Annotated in this window: 15 protein-coding genes; 8 read left to right on the top strand and 7 right to left on the bottom strand. The window is 47.7% G+C overall.

The features are described 5' to 3' along the window. Positions 1-372: 372 nt before the first annotated feature. Together ACFRAM_RS11540 and ACFRAM_RS11535 are read right to left on the bottom strand one after the other, a co-directional pair. On the bottom strand, positions 373-894 hold the full coding sequence (locus tag ACFRAM_RS11540; protein ID WP_379465976.1) for a hypothetical protein: 522 nt from the start codon (positions 892-894) through the stop codon (positions 373-375). A 53-nt stretch (positions 895-947) separates the two neighbouring features. Further along, positions 948-1601, bottom strand: a complete 654-nt coding sequence (locus tag ACFRAM_RS11535) for a TetR/AcrR family transcriptional regulator (RefSeq protein WP_379465975.1) — start codon at positions 1599-1601, stop codon at positions 948-950. A gap of 497 nt (positions 1602-2098) precedes the next feature. Here ACFRAM_RS11535 and ACFRAM_RS11530 point away from each other — a divergent pair, with 497 nt between their 5' ends. The 3 genes from ACFRAM_RS11530 to ACFRAM_RS11520 are packed head-to-tail and all read left to right on the top strand — an operon-like array spanning position 2099 to position 4139. Continuing rightward, complete coding sequence (locus tag ACFRAM_RS11530) at positions 2099-2812, top strand: MBL fold metallo-hydrolase (protein ID WP_379465974.1); 714 nt, start codon at positions 2099-2101, stop codon at positions 2810-2812. Between the two features lie 4 nt (positions 2813-2816). After that, the gene (locus ACFRAM_RS11525) at positions 2817-3407 is read left to right on the top strand and encodes a TetR/AcrR family transcriptional regulator (RefSeq protein ID WP_379465973.1); all 591 of its coding nucleotides are present in this window, start codon (positions 2817-2819) and stop codon (positions 3405-3407) included. A gap of 42 nt (positions 3408-3449) precedes the next feature. Then, complete coding sequence (locus ACFRAM_RS11520; RefSeq protein WP_379465972.1) at positions 3450-4139, top strand: AlkZ-related protein; 690 nt, start codon at positions 3450-3452, stop codon at positions 4137-4139. A gap of 109 nt (positions 4140-4248) precedes the next feature. Here the strand turns inward: ACFRAM_RS11520 and ACFRAM_RS11515 are convergent, their stop codons facing one another. The 3 genes from ACFRAM_RS11515 to ACFRAM_RS11505 all read right to left on the bottom strand — a co-directional run bounded on the left by ACFRAM_RS11515 (position 4249) and on the right by ACFRAM_RS11505 (position 7259). Further along, entirely contained in the window at positions 4249-4425 is a 177-nt protein-coding gene (locus tag ACFRAM_RS11515; RefSeq protein WP_175406410.1) for a hypothetical protein, read from the bottom strand. 340 nt (positions 4426-4765) lie between these two features. Beyond that, on the bottom strand, positions 4766-5995 hold the full coding sequence (locus ACFRAM_RS11510) for an aminopeptidase (RefSeq protein ID WP_379465971.1): 1230 nt from the start codon (positions 5993-5995) through the stop codon (positions 4766-4768). Between the two features lie 31 nt (positions 5996-6026). Further along, positions 6027-7259 carry an aminopeptidase gene (locus ACFRAM_RS11505; RefSeq protein ID WP_379465970.1) on the bottom strand — a complete coding sequence of 411 codons (1233 nt, stop codon included), beginning with the start codon at positions 7257-7259 and terminating at the stop codon, positions 6027-6029. A 169-nt stretch (positions 7260-7428) separates the two neighbouring features. Here ACFRAM_RS11505 and ACFRAM_RS11500 point away from each other — a divergent pair, with 169 nt between their 5' ends. Then, positions 7429-7695, top strand: a complete 267-nt coding sequence (locus ACFRAM_RS11500) for a hypothetical protein (RefSeq protein ID WP_175372632.1) — start codon at positions 7429-7431, stop codon at positions 7693-7695. A gap of 81 nt (positions 7696-7776) precedes the next feature. Here the strand turns inward: ACFRAM_RS11500 and ACFRAM_RS11495 are convergent, their stop codons facing one another. Beyond that, positions 7777-9123, bottom strand: coding sequence for a TrkH family potassium uptake protein (locus ACFRAM_RS11495; RefSeq protein WP_379465969.1), 1347 nt, complete (start codon positions 9121-9123; stop codon positions 7777-7779). Between the two features lie 154 nt (positions 9124-9277). Between ACFRAM_RS11495 and ACFRAM_RS11490 the strand changes: the two genes are divergently transcribed. Beyond that, the gene (locus tag ACFRAM_RS11490; protein ID WP_379465968.1) at positions 9278-9790 is read left to right on the top strand and encodes a GNAT family N-acetyltransferase; all 513 of its coding nucleotides are present in this window, start codon (positions 9278-9280) and stop codon (positions 9788-9790) included. Between the two features lie 88 nt (positions 9791-9878). Here ACFRAM_RS11490 and ACFRAM_RS11485 read toward each other — a convergent pair whose 3' ends face one another. Next, positions 9879-11195: a hemolysin family protein gene (locus tag ACFRAM_RS11485; protein ID WP_379465967.1), complete on the bottom strand. Its 1317-nt coding sequence runs from the start codon at positions 11193-11195 to the stop codon at positions 9879-9881. 145 nt (positions 11196-11340) lie between these two features. On the opposite strand from ACFRAM_RS11485, the gene ACFRAM_RS11480 reads away from it, so the two are divergent. The 3 genes from ACFRAM_RS11480 (at position 11341) to ACFRAM_RS11470 (ending at position 15282) form a co-directional block, all read left to right on the top strand. Further along, positions 11341-12102 carry a DUF1836 domain-containing protein gene (locus tag ACFRAM_RS11480; protein ID WP_379465966.1) on the top strand — a complete coding sequence of 254 codons (762 nt, stop codon included), beginning with the start codon at positions 11341-11343 and terminating at the stop codon, positions 12100-12102. 91 nt (positions 12103-12193) lie between these two features. Beyond that, complete coding sequence (locus tag ACFRAM_RS11475; protein ID WP_379466372.1) at positions 12194-13396, top strand: MFS transporter; 1203 nt, start codon at positions 12194-12196, stop codon at positions 13394-13396. Between the two features lie 122 nt (positions 13397-13518). After that, positions 13519-15282, top strand: coding sequence for a TerB N-terminal domain-containing protein (locus ACFRAM_RS11470; RefSeq protein WP_379465965.1), 1764 nt, complete (start codon positions 13519-13521; stop codon positions 15280-15282). The last annotated feature ends 5 nt before the right edge of the window (positions 15283-15287 follow it).

The raw sequence follows: 15287 nt of genomic DNA, 5'->3' as shown, positions 1-15287 counted from the left end.
CAAATGAGGGAAATAAGGGCATTATTGTATCTTAATTTTCGAAAAAGCACGCCGAACTGGCAATTCTGGAAGATTTAAGGTACAAAATTGCACTTAATCTCCAATAACCCTTAGCTGCAGAGGATTTAAGGTACGAAAATGCCGTTAATTTTACTTCGATCCTTCTTATATAAGCGCTCTTTTTTCTTTGCTATGTATGTTTTACAATGCGTTCTATATAGACGATGAAAGCCACTTTCAACCCCCTGAAAAAACAGGGGGTCTTTATTTTTATTTTGCCTAGGCCATATGAATGTGGGAGTTCTAGTGGACTATTAATTTATAGTTTTCTAACGTTTATAGTTTTCTAACGTTTATAGTTTTCTAATGTTTCTAGTTTTTGATTATTACAAATTCTTGAGGGTTTAGGCGAATGTATGCGCTAATTTGTTGTAGACTCCCTTGAGACAACGTCAGGAAGCGCTCAAATAAAAGAGTAACAGTGTCTAAAAGTTCATGATCTTGATCCAAGTCTTTAAAAGTGGCGTCACTCCATTGAACACCTAATCTGCGATTTCTTGCTTCAAGAACCTCTTTGGTTTCGTCAAGCAGGGAGATCATGGAAGTATCGCTGAAGAAATGTAGGCCCTCTGTCACACTAGACCAATACCCCGGTGTATCTAGCAAAATGGATATCCAGGCATAATACTCACTGACCGAGTTTTTAGCATGATCGTACAATACCCTAAACATACACAAGGCCTGTTGTCCCTTGGTGAGTTGAGATATTACTTGTGTTTTTACGGACATCTCTTTTCCGCGAATTTGTTGAAAGGTTGGTTCCATGCAAATCCACCCTAGTCGTTCATCATTCAATGAATCGAAATCATGTTGTTTCACTGCTACTAATGTCATTTAATCGCTCCTTTTTTTGACTATCATGAGCGTCAATCATAAGGGTAAAAAAATTACTGCGGTTTTACTACTGCTACAGCCGACTCAATCACTTGCTCTAAAAGTATTTCTAGCTGTTCTTTCATCGTAATCTCCAAAGCCCCTTGTGCGAAGAGATCCTGCTGCAGCTTGTCTAAATAATTTATCCCTTGTGAAACAGCGCCCCAGAACTGCATAGCCATGAGGCTGGCATTCCCCTGACGAATTGTTTTTTGGATGATGCCCTGCTCAACGGCATGGGTTATCGGCTGTAGGAAGCTTTTCATCCATTCGAACGGAGAGAACGGTTCATCTGTATAAAAATAGTGCACATCCATGCTGACCCGCATGTAAAAGCGGGACACCTCAGGTTCCTCCAATACTTGCTTACAGACCATCCGCGCATACTGACTGAACAGTTCAAGTGATGAGCCGTCTTGCTCAAAATGGGACTTTGTAAAACGTTGCGTCTTGTCCATCATGTACTCGTAGAGCTCACGAAACAAGTTTTGTTTGCTTTTGAAATAGTGGTAAACCAGTCCACGCGCTAGACCCGCCCGTTCCGCTACTTCACCAATTTCAGCAGCCACATAACCTTTTTCCGCATAAACATGAATGGCTGCCTGCAAAATCTCTTGTGACCGCTGTTTACGAATCTCTTCATTTTGTTCTTTCGTGCGTGGTGACATGTTGTGTATCCCTCATTTTCGTTGACATTCATGACAATCAAAAATATAAAGGATATTCAAAATATTGTCAATGAGAATCATCAGAAGACGCTTGACGTAGCTCAACAAAGCTCAATGAAGCTCAACAAAGTTCAACGAAGCTCAACAAAGCTCAATGAAGCTCAACAAAGTTCAACGAAGCTCAACAAAGCTCAATGAAGCTCAACAAAGTTCAACATAGCTCAACGAAGCCCACGAAGCTCACGAAGCTCACGAAGCTCACGAAGCCCACGAAGCCCACGAAGCCCACGAAGCCCACGATGCCCACGCAGCCCAACAAAGCCCAACAAAGCCCAACGATGCCCACGATGCCCAACGAAGTTCACGAAGCCGATTAGCTTGCGGGAAGCGAAGCGGCAAATCTTTGCCGTTTTCCAGGGATTTATGTTTGTTCTTGAAAAACTAATTATATTAGTTTATATTATAACTAATATAATTAGTTTTAGGGAGGAATGCACATGAGAGTATTACAAGAGGGACATTTGCTACAATTGACCTGGATGCCATCCTTTTTTCCGGTGAATTGCTTTTTGGTCGAAGAAGAAGACGGATTGACACTGATTGATGCAGCAATGCCGTTTAGTGCTAAAGGGATTATTGGTACAGCAGAGAAGCTGGGGAAGAAGATCAACCGCATTATATTGACCCATGCTCATGATGACCATGTCGGCGCGCTGGATGAGGTAGCGAAACATTATACAGATGCTAAGGTATACATCTCGGAGCGGGATGCTGCCTTACTCCGAGGAGACCGCTCACTCCGGGCTGATGAGCCGCAGACCCCGATCAAGGGAAGTGTACCCAAGAAGATCACCACCAAACCTGATGTTCTGCTGCGGGAAGGGGATATCATTGGCTCGCTACAAGCAATCAGCACACCAGGTCATACCCCGGGTTCAATGTCTTTTATCGATCAGCGTAGCGGTGCTGTTATCGTCGGTGATGCGGTACAGATGTTCAGGGGGTTTGTCGTAGCAGGAACAATAGTGCCACTGTTTCCGTTCCCGGCGCTGGCCACCTGGCATAAGGAGATAGCACTTGCGAGTGCCCGCAAGCTGTTACAGCTCAAGCCCACTCTCATTGCTGCTGGGCATGGTAACTGGCTGAAAGATCCGGCCATTGGGCTTCAGCAGGCAATTCATCGGGCAGAAAAGTCACTAAGAAAGGGGTAAGGGTATGTCTCCAAGAGCAGGATTGGATGTCGATATTCTCGTGCGGGCAGCAGCAGAGATTGCCGATGAGGAGGGCATTGAAGAGGTAACGCTTGCACGGCTGGCAGCCAGGCTGGGTGTTAGGTCGCCTTCACTGTATAATCATATCCATGGATTACAGGGTCTACGGACCCAATTGGCCATTTATGGACTGGGGGAGCTATATACGGCGGTAGCCTCTGCAGCTGAGGGGGTAAGCGGTGACGATGCGATTCAAGCGATGGGCCGCGCCTATGTTGAGTTTGCAAGAAGCCGTCCGGGGCTGTATAAAACGACGCTGTCCTCACCGGATCCGAATAACGCCGAGCTTGTAACGGCTAGCGAGCGTATTTTATCCCTGATTATTAATCTGTTGCAGAGTTATAATTTGGGTAAGGAAGGCGAGATACATGCCGTACGTGGTCTTCGTAGCATCCTGCATGGCTTTGCCTCCATTGAGCAGGAGGGAGGCTTTGGGATGCCGCTGGATTCTAGCGTCAGTCTGTCCCGCCTCATTAATGCGTTCATCACTGGGATTGGACAGATGAACATTCCAGGTAAGCATGAAGCTAGATAACGAGCCCCTATCAGAGAGGTACATTTAAAAGGAGCGTATGAAATGGAAAAAGCCGAGGATCATTCCATGATTACAACATTTGAAGATGCGACAGATTTGCTGAAAAAGGTGGGGATCCTGCCATTGGCTTTCTTGATCCCCGAGCATCCTTCCTTGAATGGTGTTACTAAGACCGAGAACTGGCATAGCGACACTGAGCTTGACCCCTGGAAGTGGCGGGTGAAATTTCCGGGCGAAGGATTGGCAGGCTATGGCAAGTTCATCAAGAAGAAAGCCGTGTTGGTCTCTCGCGAGTGGTTCCCCGCTTATGTGGCTGCCGCCGGCAGCGGTTTGCCGCTGGAAGAACGTTATAACAATGGACTATCCAGTAGAGAGGCGCTGAAGCTGCTCCAGATTATACGGGAGGAGCAGGGGATCGAGACACGCAAGCTGCGGGCTGATGCGGGAATGAAGGCTAAGGAGAACAAGACCTCTTTTGATAACGCAGTTACCGAGCTTCAAGGATTTCTGGACATTGTGATTTCGGGAGTAAAGGAACGAGTGAACGCAGAAGGGGAGAAGAATGGCTGGAACAGCACCTCGTATGAAACGGTTGCTCATTGGATGGAGGAGAACAGAATTACTCCTTTTAACGGCAATCGGAAAGAGGCTATCCAGTGGCTGCATTCCAGAATGGCGGAGGCCTGGACACCGGCGGCAATAGCCTGGATGAACAAAACAATGTCTTGGTGAAAAGCACCTCAGGACTCACCGTATACGTAAAAAACGGCTAGTAACGCTCCATTTCGGAAGCATTATTAGCCGTAAGCGCTTTCTATAGAAAAACGTAAAGACTGCTTCATTACAGCATAGGGCCCAGATAAGCTGCAAGGAAATACAGTAATCCGAACAACAACATGACATAAGCTGTGTATTTGATGGCATTGGAGGCAGTGATACGTGGATCGACAGATTCTTGAACCAGGGCCTGTTCTTGTTCCTTCGCTTCGAAGTCTTCAGACAGCGGGTCTCTCATCATGATAATCTCCTCCTTGGATGTTGAAGCCTTAACTGTATTGTGACATATCTGTGAACTAATTTCAACAAATATGTGGCTATAATTTGAACAAATATTAAAAATTAAGTTATTTATGGGCTTTTGACCGAAAAAAGTTCTTGACACTGGGTGGTTCGCCATCATTTGGGAGGGTCTTACCGCACACGCAAGGCCAACCTTTGCCCCTAAGATTGAACCCATTGGATTATCTGAAATTTACATCATAAGGGTGAAAAAGCACAATAAAAAGCCAGCCGGACACAAATTTGTGTCTGACTGGCTTTTATTATCCTGCGCAAAAAGCGATCTGTGCAAAAAGCGATTATGCCCAGTTGCCGTTACGGAAAATCGGCTCGGCATTGCCGTCATCCGTAATTCCGTCAATATTCATTTCCGGAGAACCCATCATGAAATCGACGTGGGTTAGACTTTGATTCATACCTCTAGCAGACAGTTCTTCCTTCGTCATCTTGATTCCATCTTGTAAGGTAAAGGCATAAGCTGCGCCCAAAGCCAGATGGCAGGAGGCATTCTCGTCATAGAGGGTCGTGTAATACAGAATACCGCTCTCTGAGATCGGGGAATGGAATGGTACAAGTGCCACTTCACCGAGGTAGGAGGCACCTTCATCCATTGCCAATAGCGCAGCAAGCGTTTCTTGACCTTTTTCGGCCGTGAAATCAATGACCTTGCCATTCTCAAGTGTCAGTGTAAAGTTATCGATAATATTGCCGCCGTAGCTGAGAGGTTTCGTGCTGCTCACTGTACCGTTAACACCAGTCTTCAAAGGAGCGGTGAACACTTCTTCAGTAGGAATATTGGCCAGGAACGGCACTCCGCGTCCATTCACTGCGCCAGCCTGACACCAGATATGCCCTTCCGGCAGTTCGATGGTTAGATCTGTTCCTGGGGCAGTATAGTGCAGCTTGCGGTACTTGCGATCATTAAGGAATGTACAACGATCTTTCAAGCCGTCCAGATGCAGGGTCCATGCTTCAACCGGATTCTCCTGATCGGCACGCACTGCTTTGAAGAATGCTTCCCATAATAAGTCGACTTGCTGATCCGCAGGCGCTTCAGGGAACACCTTCGCCGCCCAAGAAGGGGATGGGAAGGCCACTATGCTCCAGCTTGCAAAATTGTTCATCAGCATTTCACGGTACGCCGCCATCGCCTGCCCGCTCGTCCGTTGGTTGTTGGCAATACGCTCTGAATCTACTCCAGCCAGCAAGTCCGGGTCTACAGAGATGATATTCAGGAATGCTGCGCCGTTCTTGGCGAGATCCTCCAGCTCATCGGCCTGCCATTTTGGAGGCACAAGGAAGGATTCCGATGGTGCCAGATCATAACGGGTACGAGTAACTACCTCGTCGCTGTAATTGACCTTTACCAACTGGGCTCCAGCTTCATAAGCGTTGCGTACGACGAGGCGCACCAATTCTGCCGAGGTGATATCGGCATTGACGACCAGCGTTTGTCCCGGCTGGATATTCACCCCGATTTTTACAGCTAGCAGTGCGTAATTCTCCAGCTTTTGTTTGAAACTCAACATGACATCCTGTCCCCTTATCCTTTAAATTCTTTTAAAAAGCCCAGTTACCTTTAAGGAATACAGGTTCCCGAGTGCCGTCTTCAGATATTCCATAAATGTCCATCTCGCCAGAGCCGATCATGAAGTCGACATGCGTAACACTGGAGTTCAGTCCGTGAGCAATTTGTTGTTCTTCGTCCATCTCTTTGCCGCCTTCCAGACAGAAGGCATAAGCCATGCCGATCGCCAAGTGGTTAGAGGCATTCTCGTCAAACAAAGTATTGTAGTAGAGGATATTGGATTCAGAAATTGGAGAGTGATGGGGAACCAATGCCACTTCTCCGAGATATTTGGCGCCTTCATCCATGCTGATTAGATGTTCAAGGGAGTCTTGACCCTTCTCCGCGCTTACGCTAACAATCTTGCCGTTCTCAAAAGTCAGAGAGAAGTTGTCAATAATGTTGCCTCCATGGCTAAGAGGTTTCGTACTGCTAACGACTCCGTTCACACCAGTCTTAAGTGGAGCTGTAAAGACCTCTTCGGTAGGCAGATTGGCGACGAAGCTGTGACCTTTCGCGTTGATGCTGTCACCCTGAGCCCACAGATGACCTTTTGGAAGCTCGATGGTCAGGTCGGTACCAGGTGCTATGTAATGCAGTTTCTTATATTTTTTGGCATTTAGCACATTTGCTTTGTTCTCCAGATTGTTCAGATGCTCATGCCAAGCGGCAATTGGATCTTCCTGGTCAATACGTACGGTATGGAAAATAGCTTCCCACAGCTGTGCTACGCGTTCTTCTGCTGGCAGCTCTGGGAACACTTTGTCTGCCCATGGCTGGGAAGGAACGGCAATAACGTTCCAGCTAATCTTATCCGACATCTGGTAAGCACGGTATTTGGCCAGTGCAGCACCGCGTGTTTTCTGGAAATTAGCAATACGTTCCGGATCAATGCCTTTCAGCGCGTCCGGGTTCTCGGAGATGACTGCCATCACGGCTGCGCCGTTCTCAGCAAACTCGGTCATTTCACCGGCATACCAGGTTGGAGCCTTCGTAAAGGTCTCAGGTGCAGCATGCTCAAAAGTCTGACGGGTAATGCTCTCATCACTCCAGTTAACCTTGACCAGGCTTGCACCTACGCCATAAGCCTTTTCGGCCACGAGACGGACGAATTCCGCTGCGGTGATGGGAGCGTTAATAACCAAGGCCTGCCCTGGTTGAATGTTGACACCAATCTTGACTGCAAGCTCGGCATATTTGTTAAGCTTTGTTTGAAAATCGCTCATGTAGATTTCCTCCATTTACCTTTAATCTAATGCTTTACAAGGGTTGTCTTAAATTATTAACCGCCGGATGAAAAAAGTCAATTATGCCAAGCGAAGGCGGGATTTGCTTTCATTTCAATGTTATACTGGTGTAGTGAAGCAACAATCATTGGAAAGGGTGTTTATTAGGATGACAGCTGAGATTGTAAGCGCGGAAATGCGCCGCAGCGAGGATGGAAGTTTTGTAGGGAGAACGGTGTTTACATTGGAGAACCATACTTCTTCGTATGAGATTACGTTTTATAGTAAGAAGGGGAGCGAGTGGGATTACAGCCTCAGCTTTGCCGGAGAGCCGGGAAGTGAAGAGCAATTCCTTCAGACGGATACCTTGCTGGAAGAGAACGATGAAATCTTCAATCAGCTGTTAGATGCAGCTATCGAAGTTCAGGAAGTATAGGAAGAGTAAAGTCATAACTTGGATGCAGGCGCAGTTATCTATTCTATTTGCGCCGCATCCGCAAGTTAGCACTTATATTTTTTAACCAATAGTAATGTTGCCTTCAGGATAACGGTACAATTCTTTACTCTTCTTCGGCTTCAAGGCGTAGGCGAGTGTGAGTGGTCCGATCCGTCCAACGAACATCAGGATAATGATGAGCATTTTGCCGATCGTGGTTAACTCAGGGGTAAGACCCATCGTGATGCCAGAAGTGCCAAACGCCGATACCGCCTCAAACAGGACAGCTAAGAAGCTCGCTTGCTCTGTCACGGACAGCAGCATCGTTGCCATAACCACAAGCATCAGGGATAGCAGGGTCATGGTAATCGCACGGTAGACATTGTCTTTGGAGATACGGTGGCGGAACATAATGATATCCTCTCTTCCCCGCAAGCGGGCATATACGGCACTGGCTAGGATCGCAAATGTCGTAATCTTGATCCCACCGCCTGTTGATCCCGGAGCCGCACCGATAAACATCAGGAGAATCAGCAGAAAATGCGTGGACTCCCGCAGCAGCGGAATATCGATGGTAGTCACCCCGCCTGAACGTGGTGTTATGGCTTGAAGAAATGAGGCCATCACCTTCCCGCCCGCATGAAGTGGCTTCAGGGTATGGTTCAGTTCCAGCCCGAAAAAGATCACTGCCCCAAGCCCAATTAACACAGCAGAAGTGGTCAATACAACCTTGGAGTGCAGCGTAAGGCGTCTGCGCTTGCGGAAGTCTATCACATCAGCCATGACGATAAATCCAATCCCGCCCAGGAAAATGAGCAGCATCGAGATAATATTGACTATAGGATCTTCTACATACCTGGTCAGCCCACTGAACGGACCGTGGATATCCCCGAAGAGATCAAAGCCTGCATTGTTAAAGATCGAAATGCTATGGAAGATCCCGTAATATACAGCTTTTCCTATTGGCATATCCAGCATAAACCGAGCAGCCAGCAGAACAGCACCAGACAGTTGAATCACGAGTGAGTAGAGAAGGACTCTGCGGATGAGAAGCACAATGCCCTGCATGGAGTTCTGATTCATGGATTCTTGCAGCAACAGTCGTTCCTTCAGGGAAATGCGCTTATTCAGCACCAGCGTAATCAGAGTTGCCATGGTAACGAATCCCAATCCACCGAATTGAAACAGCACCAGTAGAACAATCTGTCCGAATGTGGTCAGTTGTGTTCCTGTATCGATTACAGCAAGTCCTGTTACACAGGTAGCAGAAGTAGCCATGAACAGGGCATCGATGAAGTGAATTCTTCCTGTTGTTGATGAAGCTGGCAAGCAGAGCAGGGTAGTCCCAACTGCGATCAGCAGCAGGAAGCCGAGTGATAATATTTTGGGTGGTGTAAGTTTAGGACTGCCTAAGTTTAGATTGGCCAATGTAATTCTCCTGACGATTCATAATGGAAAGTTGCTGACCAGATTATAACACAACTCTGCAGAGCTTCACTAAGCGCAGGAGGAAAAAGGTGTATTCTAACGAATTGTAAATATATAGGTAATACCCATTCGTCATTTTCAAGGAGGAGTAAAAATGATGATTACACTTAGAGTGCTACATCCCGGCGATGCCGAAGAACTGCTAAACCTGCAACACCGTCTGGATGAGGAATCTTCATTTATGCTGCTTGAGCCAGACGAACGAAGGACCACGGTAGAACAGCTGATGGACATGCTCACGAGTGTGGCGTCTTCAGATACCTCGGTGCTGATCGGGGCTGAAGCAGAGGGTAATTTGGTTGGCTATCTATCCGTGCGAGGAGGGAATGTCCGGCGGAACAGGCATAGTGCCTATATTGTCATCGGTATTCTCCGGCAGTATCAGGGCCTCGGCATTGGGGGCGGATTATTCCGGGAAGTGGACTCTTGGGCTGTGGAGAATGGGATTGTCCGACTGGAGCTGACTGTAATGACCCATAATGACAAAGCGGTGGCGTTGTATCAAAAGAGCGGTTATTCCATTGAGGGAACCAAGCTGAAATCGCTTAAAGTGGACGGGCAATGGGTGGATGAATATTATATGAGCAAGCTTTTAATAAATGTGTGAATTAATAATAACAATTAATTGGAAAAGGGTTGAGCAGAAGAATGATCTGCCCAACCCTTTTTATATCATCAATAGTTAATTACATAAATTATAATGACTCTTGTTCCTCAGACGATGGTGTCTCAATGATGATCTCCACCTTACGAATCCGGTGTTTGTTCATCTCCCGTACAATCAGGGTCGCATGTTCTAATGCCACACTTTTACCAACAGCGGGATCGTTCAAGTGACTGTAGAGCCAGCCTCCAATGGTAGTTACTTCTTCATAACCGAAGTCGATACCCGTAATCTCTTTTACTTCCAGGAGAGAGACCTTACCGTCGAACAGATAGTCATTGTCAGACAGCTTTTCCACATTCTTGCGTTCGTCACCGTCGAATTCATCGCGAATCTCCCCGACAATCTCCTCAAGAATATCCTCGATCGTGATAAGTCCGGAAGTACCGCCGTATTCATCAAGCAGAAGCGCAATATGCACACGTTCGACCTGCATACGAGTCAGAAGCGTCTTGACCGGAGTGACTTCGGACACAGTCAGCACTGGCTGAATGAGACCCTTAAAGTCAAAGTCAGGATTATTATCATACTGTAAGAAAAGCTGCTTCGTATTGATCATACCGATAATATTATCCTTATTGCCTTCCGCCACAGGAAAACGGGTATACTGTTCCTTACGGATAATATCCAAATTCTCCAGCAGAGAATGATTGGTGAACAAGCACACCATATCTGTCCGGGGAACCATGATCTCACGGGCTAACATTTCGTCAAAAGCGAAGATCCGGTTAACATAACCGTATTCTGCTTTGTTGATCTTGCCACTTTCGTAGCTCTCCGAGAGGATAAGACGAATCTCTTCCTCCGAATGGGCGTCGCCATGTTCGCTGGCCGGCTTCATACCGAACAAACGGACCAAAAGATTAGCGGAACCGTTCATGAGCCAAATCAACGGGTACAAAATTCTGTAGAACCAAATAATCAGTGGGGCTGTAATTTGTGCAATTTTCTCCGGAACATTAATAGCAGCAGTCTTTGGCGCAAGTTCGCCGACAACGACGTGCAGGAATGTCGCCACCAAGAAGGCGAGTGCAAAGGCAAGCGGTTTACTCACACTCTCACTGAGACCGAGCCAGTGGAATATTGGGAACAGCAGATGCTCAAAAGCAGGTTCTGCGAGTGCCCCGATACCCAGTGCGGTGATTGTAATCCCGAGCTGACAGGCGGACAAATATCCGTCAAGATTGGCAGCGACCTTTTGTACGGCGAGAGCATTCTTGCGTCCCTCAATCACCATTTGGCTGATCTGGCTGCCTCTCAGTCTTACCATTGCAAATTCCGTTGCTACAAAAAAAGCGGTGAAAATAATCAAAATAGCCACCAACGTCAAACTAAGTCCTATACCCATATAATCTTTACCATCCCTTTCGTTCCTTAAATAGGTTATACTCATATTATGAGTTCTTATGAACCAATTTTACGAACTTTTCGCTGAAATATCAAATGTAAGTGATTTACATTATTTCTGAAGGGAAACAAGGAGGGATACTGACATGGAGTCATTCACATTGACCCGTATCGAAATGTCCTGTCTTCTGCTCTCGCTCACCGGTGTTTCATCGCAGAAACCGCTGAATATCCTGCAGGAAGCCTGGACTAAATTTCATCATGATGAGGTCCGGACCGGCACGACGCTGCCGGCCTTTTTGTCTACCGACATTCCGCCTATCCTGCATAAGATCATCAAAGGAGGGGCCGTTAAGGGCTTATCTCTTGGTGAGATCGCAGCACTGGGTCATCTGGTTGAGTATTCGAACCTTTCGGTTACAGCGATGCAGAACTGGGTGAAGCGCGACTTCAAGGAATATTTGGGTTCTCCACAAGCAGGGAAGAAGTATTCATTTAACCAGGCAGCGCTGCTGTTTATGATAGATGATTTGAAGTCGGCACTTGATTTTGAGAGTATTCGTCAGCTTTTTCAGCTGCTATTTCTGAAGCCGGAGCGCGATGATGATGATCTCATTGAGCCTGCGCAGATGTACTCTTCCTATGCCGGTCTTTTTGAAGAGATCAAGAGTAACCCTGTACTGCATACCCAAAGAATCGGTGGACGCGACCTGCATAAGAATACCTGGAAGGACAGCTCGCTCGCCAGAGCAACAGAAGGCATCCTGACCCGGTTGAATCATCTAAGCAAGGCCCAGCGGGAAATGGTGCAGAATGCGCTGCTGGTAGCCGCTATTTCTGTACAGACCTGTTACTTCCAATCGCTGGCCAAACAGTATTTTAATGCGGTGTTATTCCTTGATTTTTGAACACTTCGATTCTAAAATGTGTATGAGCAATAATCAGGGTAAGATTTAACAGTCGAGAGGCTTAGAAAGTGGGGACTTGAACGTGAATCAAATGACGCTGCTGCGGAATCCGAAGCAACGAAAGCTACTGTTCAGCGCGGGGCTAAGCTGGATGTTCGACGCGATGGACGTGGGGATGATTTCTTTTGTCGTTGCGGCATTGGCTAAGGAATGGAAGCTCGGGCCGGAGCAGATTGGATTATTAACTAGTATTAACTCTATTGGAATGGCTGTCGGAGCAGCGGCAGCGGGAATTTTGGCGGACCGCTTTGGACGTAAATCGGTGCTTTTGTGGACATTGTTGATTTTCTCTGCGGCGAGCGGACTGTCCGCTTTTGCCACCGGATTTACTATCCTGTGTGTTCTCCGGTTCGTTGCCGGATTTGGGCTTGGCGGGGAGCTGCCGGTAGCCTCTACTTTGGTATCGGAGAGTATGCCAGCTAAGGAGAGAGGCCGTGCCGTAGTGCTGCTGGAGAGCTTCTGGGCACTAGGCTGGATTCTTTCTGCACTGATTGCCTTCTTCGTAATTCCTGATTACGGTTGGCGTGTAGCCTTTGCAATTGGGGCCGTTCCGGCGCTCTATGCTCTTTATCTTCGCCGGGCGATTGATGACTCTCCGCGCTTTGCAGAAATCAAGAAAGCTCCGGTCTCTCTGAAGAACCGTATCGCTACAGTCTGGTCCTCGGAATATCGTCGTTCGACGATCATGCTCTGGATCTTATGGTTTACAGTCGTCTTCTCTTATTACGGTATGTTCCTGTGGCTGCCTACTGTTATGGTGCTTAAGGGCTTTAGTCTGGTCAAAAGCTTCGAGTATGTCCTGATCATGACCTTGGCTCAATTGCCTGGCTATTTCACTGCCGCTTACTTTATTGAGAAATTCGGCCGTAAGTTCGTACTGGTGATTTATCTGCTGTTTACGGCAGTCAGTGCTGCCTGGTTCGGCAATGCTACTACGGAAGGAATGTTGATGGCAGCGGGTATTTGCCTATCATTCTTTAACCTTGGCGCTTGGGGCGGCATGTATGCTTACACGCCGGAGCTGTATCCAACGTCTATTCGTTCGACAGGAGCAGGTTTAGCAACTTCCTTTGGACGGATCGGGGGGATTATCGCCCCGCTGCTGGTCGGGATGCTGGTAGCACGATCCGTGGAGATCAGCTCTATCTTTATGCTGTTCTTCGCAACCATCATCGTAGGTGCTGTTGCGGTGTTGTTGCTAGGTAAAGAAACCAAAGGAATAGAGCTGGATTAAAGCAGGATGCGCTAAGCGCATTGCAAGAAGACCTTGAGTACGCATGGAGACGGTTCTTTCACGATAGTGAACAGGGCCGTTTTTTCTAATATTAGCCAAGGCAAGAGGAGGGAGGAGATCATATGAGCAACGGAAAGAAGCCGCATTTCTCGGAATGGGTATGGGAAAGCACGGAGCAGAATATAGCTATTCCACCACGGGATGCCTCAGCGGCAGCGGCCTCTGTACCGGAACGATCTGCCGTGACGAAGCCGCAGCGCTCTGCCTCGAAGGAGAAAAAACAGAAATTGCCGGAGACTGCCGAACAACTGCAGCTTTGGGATGCAGAAACTGAGGAGCCAGTGACCACGACAGAGAGTGAATTCGTGCAGCGGGCAAGGCAACTTGCAGAGGTTAAGGGAGACGCGGCACTCTTCGTGCCGTTCAAGAGCTATTGGCCGAATTATGGTCATATGACGGGGGCACAGAGCAAATGGTATTTCTTCTGGCGCGGTGAAGTCCGTGAGGGAAGATATCCGGCTACGGATTTATCTTATGTTTTTCTGCATGTGTATGAATTGATTAATGGTGTTGGCTGGGATGATCCGCAAGATGGATATGCGCAGTTATGCCGAATATGGGAAGCGTATCGGGATAAGTTCAAGCGACTGGATCAGTATATGGGTGGCTGGATTGCTGATTTTTCCTTCGTACATAAACTGGAGATTCCACTGTCGCTGATTGTAGCCCGTTCCCGGGGACTGGCAGGAGACCTTGCCGAACTGGAACTAATGCGCTGTCTCTCTTCGGCCAGGGAACAGTTGAGCTTTGCTGTGCTTACCTTCATGTCAGACTATGACATCAGCAAGTCCAAGTTCTTCACCGGCGAAGGCCAGGAAGCTGCTGAATTATATATCCCCAAGGTTGTATCATTAATCGATGCCTATGTGATGCGCAAGCATGGACAGTCGCTGGTGGAAATGTTCCCCCCTGGGGCGCCAGTGCTAAGAGAACGCTATCTGTTCCGCAGTGCGGTATATGATATTTCACTGTACGGTTACTCCGTGCTCGTTCCGGTGGTTCGGATCAGCAAGTCTCTTCCGCTGCGTAGTCTTGTAACACGTCTGTTCCGGTTAACTGAGAACAAACTGCGTGAGCTGATGGGCTTCCGGGGCAGGTTGAAGGGTGTGAAGCTGGATGCTGACATGGAAGAGTTGGTCTCCCAGTACCTTCAGCGGGAGTTTCATAGAGCCCAGCAGGAAGAAATGGGACCCGCAGTTGTCATTGACGCAGAGAAGCTGGAACGGCTTCAGGCAGACTCTGACGTTGTGCGCACTCTGCTCACCGTCCAGGATTTGGGGTATACTGAAGAGGTAGAGGCTGTAGCCTGGTCTGAGCCGGGGGTAGTAGATGCCCACAAGAAAGTTCTGGAAGGCAGCGAGAAGATTAATGACGGGTCGAAGATCGTTAAGGCGAATGTGGACGAGGGTTATGACCAGAGTGCTAAGTTACATGAATACGAGAGCAATGATCTGAGTGATAAGACCGGGAACGATCATGAAGCTTCGGTCACTGCTGGTTTTACTGCACCCGATCACATAATAAATCCTGTAAGTAAGGCTGCCCCGGAAGAGGGAACCTTGCGACTTGAAGAGACAGCCGATGATTCGGAATGGGTGTCTTTTGCTGCGGCATTAACACCTCTCCAGCGGAATGCAGCGCTGGCCTTGGCCGGTGACGATGGTTGGAACGAGGTGCAAAAGCTGGCCGCGGCGAATGGAACAATGGCTGAACTGCTAATGGACGAAATTAACGATATCGCGATGGACATGCTTGGCGATCTACTGATCGATGGAGAAGAGGTTATGGCTGAGTATGTGCCTATGCTTTCATATTTGAAGAGGTGAATCAC

Source organism: Paenibacillus sp. NPDC056722, from assembly GCF_042790635.1.
In the GTDB taxonomy this organism is placed as follows: domain Bacteria; phylum Bacillota; class Bacilli; order Paenibacillales; family Paenibacillaceae; genus Paenibacillus_AQ; species Paenibacillus_AQ agri.
Note: the sequence above shows the minus strand (reverse complement) of the source record. Positions and strands in the feature narration are given on the sequence as shown.

What these genes read in the sequence shown, in the direction of transcription:
- ACFRAM_RS11525 (WP_379465973.1), top strand. Translation starts at nt 2,817, where the DNA reads ATGTCTCCAAGAGCAGGATTGGATGTCGATATTCTCGTGCGGGCAGCA.
- ACFRAM_RS11485 (WP_379465967.1), bottom strand. Translation starts at nt 11,195, where the DNA reads ATGGGTATAGGACTTAGTTTGACGTTGGTGGCTATTTTGATTATTTTC.
- ACFRAM_RS11520 (WP_379465972.1), top strand. Translation starts at nt 3,450, where the DNA reads ATGGAAAAAGCCGAGGATCATTCCATGATTACAACATTTGAAGATGCG.
- ACFRAM_RS11475 (WP_379466372.1), top strand. Translation starts at nt 12,194, where the DNA reads ATGACGCTGCTGCGGAATCCGAAGCAACGAAAGCTACTGTTCAGCGCG.
- ACFRAM_RS11530 (WP_379465974.1), top strand. Translation starts at nt 2,099, where the DNA reads ATGAGAGTATTACAAGAGGGACATTTGCTACAATTGACCTGGATGCCA.
- ACFRAM_RS11540 (WP_379465976.1), bottom strand. Translation starts at nt 894, where the DNA reads ATGACATTAGTAGCAGTGAAACAACATGATTTCGATTCATTGAATGAT.
- ACFRAM_RS11510 (WP_379465971.1), bottom strand. Translation starts at nt 5,995, where the DNA reads ATGTTGAGTTTCAAACAAAAGCTGGAGAATTACGCACTGCTAGCTGTA.
- ACFRAM_RS11515 (WP_175406410.1), bottom strand. Translation starts at nt 4,425, where the DNA reads ATGATGAGAGACCCGCTGTCTGAAGACTTCGAAGCGAAGGAACAAGAA.
- ACFRAM_RS11535 (WP_379465975.1), bottom strand. Translation starts at nt 1,601, where the DNA reads ATGTCACCACGCACGAAAGAACAAAATGAAGAGATTCGTAAACAGCGG.
- ACFRAM_RS11505 (WP_379465970.1), bottom strand. Translation starts at nt 7,259, where the DNA reads ATGAGCGATTTTCAAACAAAGCTTAACAAATATGCCGAGCTTGCAGTC.
- ACFRAM_RS11490 (WP_379465968.1), top strand. Translation starts at nt 9,278, where the DNA reads ATGATGATTACACTTAGAGTGCTACATCCCGGCGATGCCGAAGAACTG.
- ACFRAM_RS11480 (WP_379465966.1), top strand. Translation starts at nt 11,341, where the DNA reads ATGGAGTCATTCACATTGACCCGTATCGAAATGTCCTGTCTTCTGCTC.
- ACFRAM_RS11500 (WP_175372632.1), top strand. Translation starts at nt 7,429, where the DNA reads ATGACAGCTGAGATTGTAAGCGCGGAAATGCGCCGCAGCGAGGATGGA.
- ACFRAM_RS11470 (WP_379465965.1), top strand. Translation starts at nt 13,519, where the DNA reads ATGAGCAACGGAAAGAAGCCGCATTTCTCGGAATGGGTATGGGAAAGC.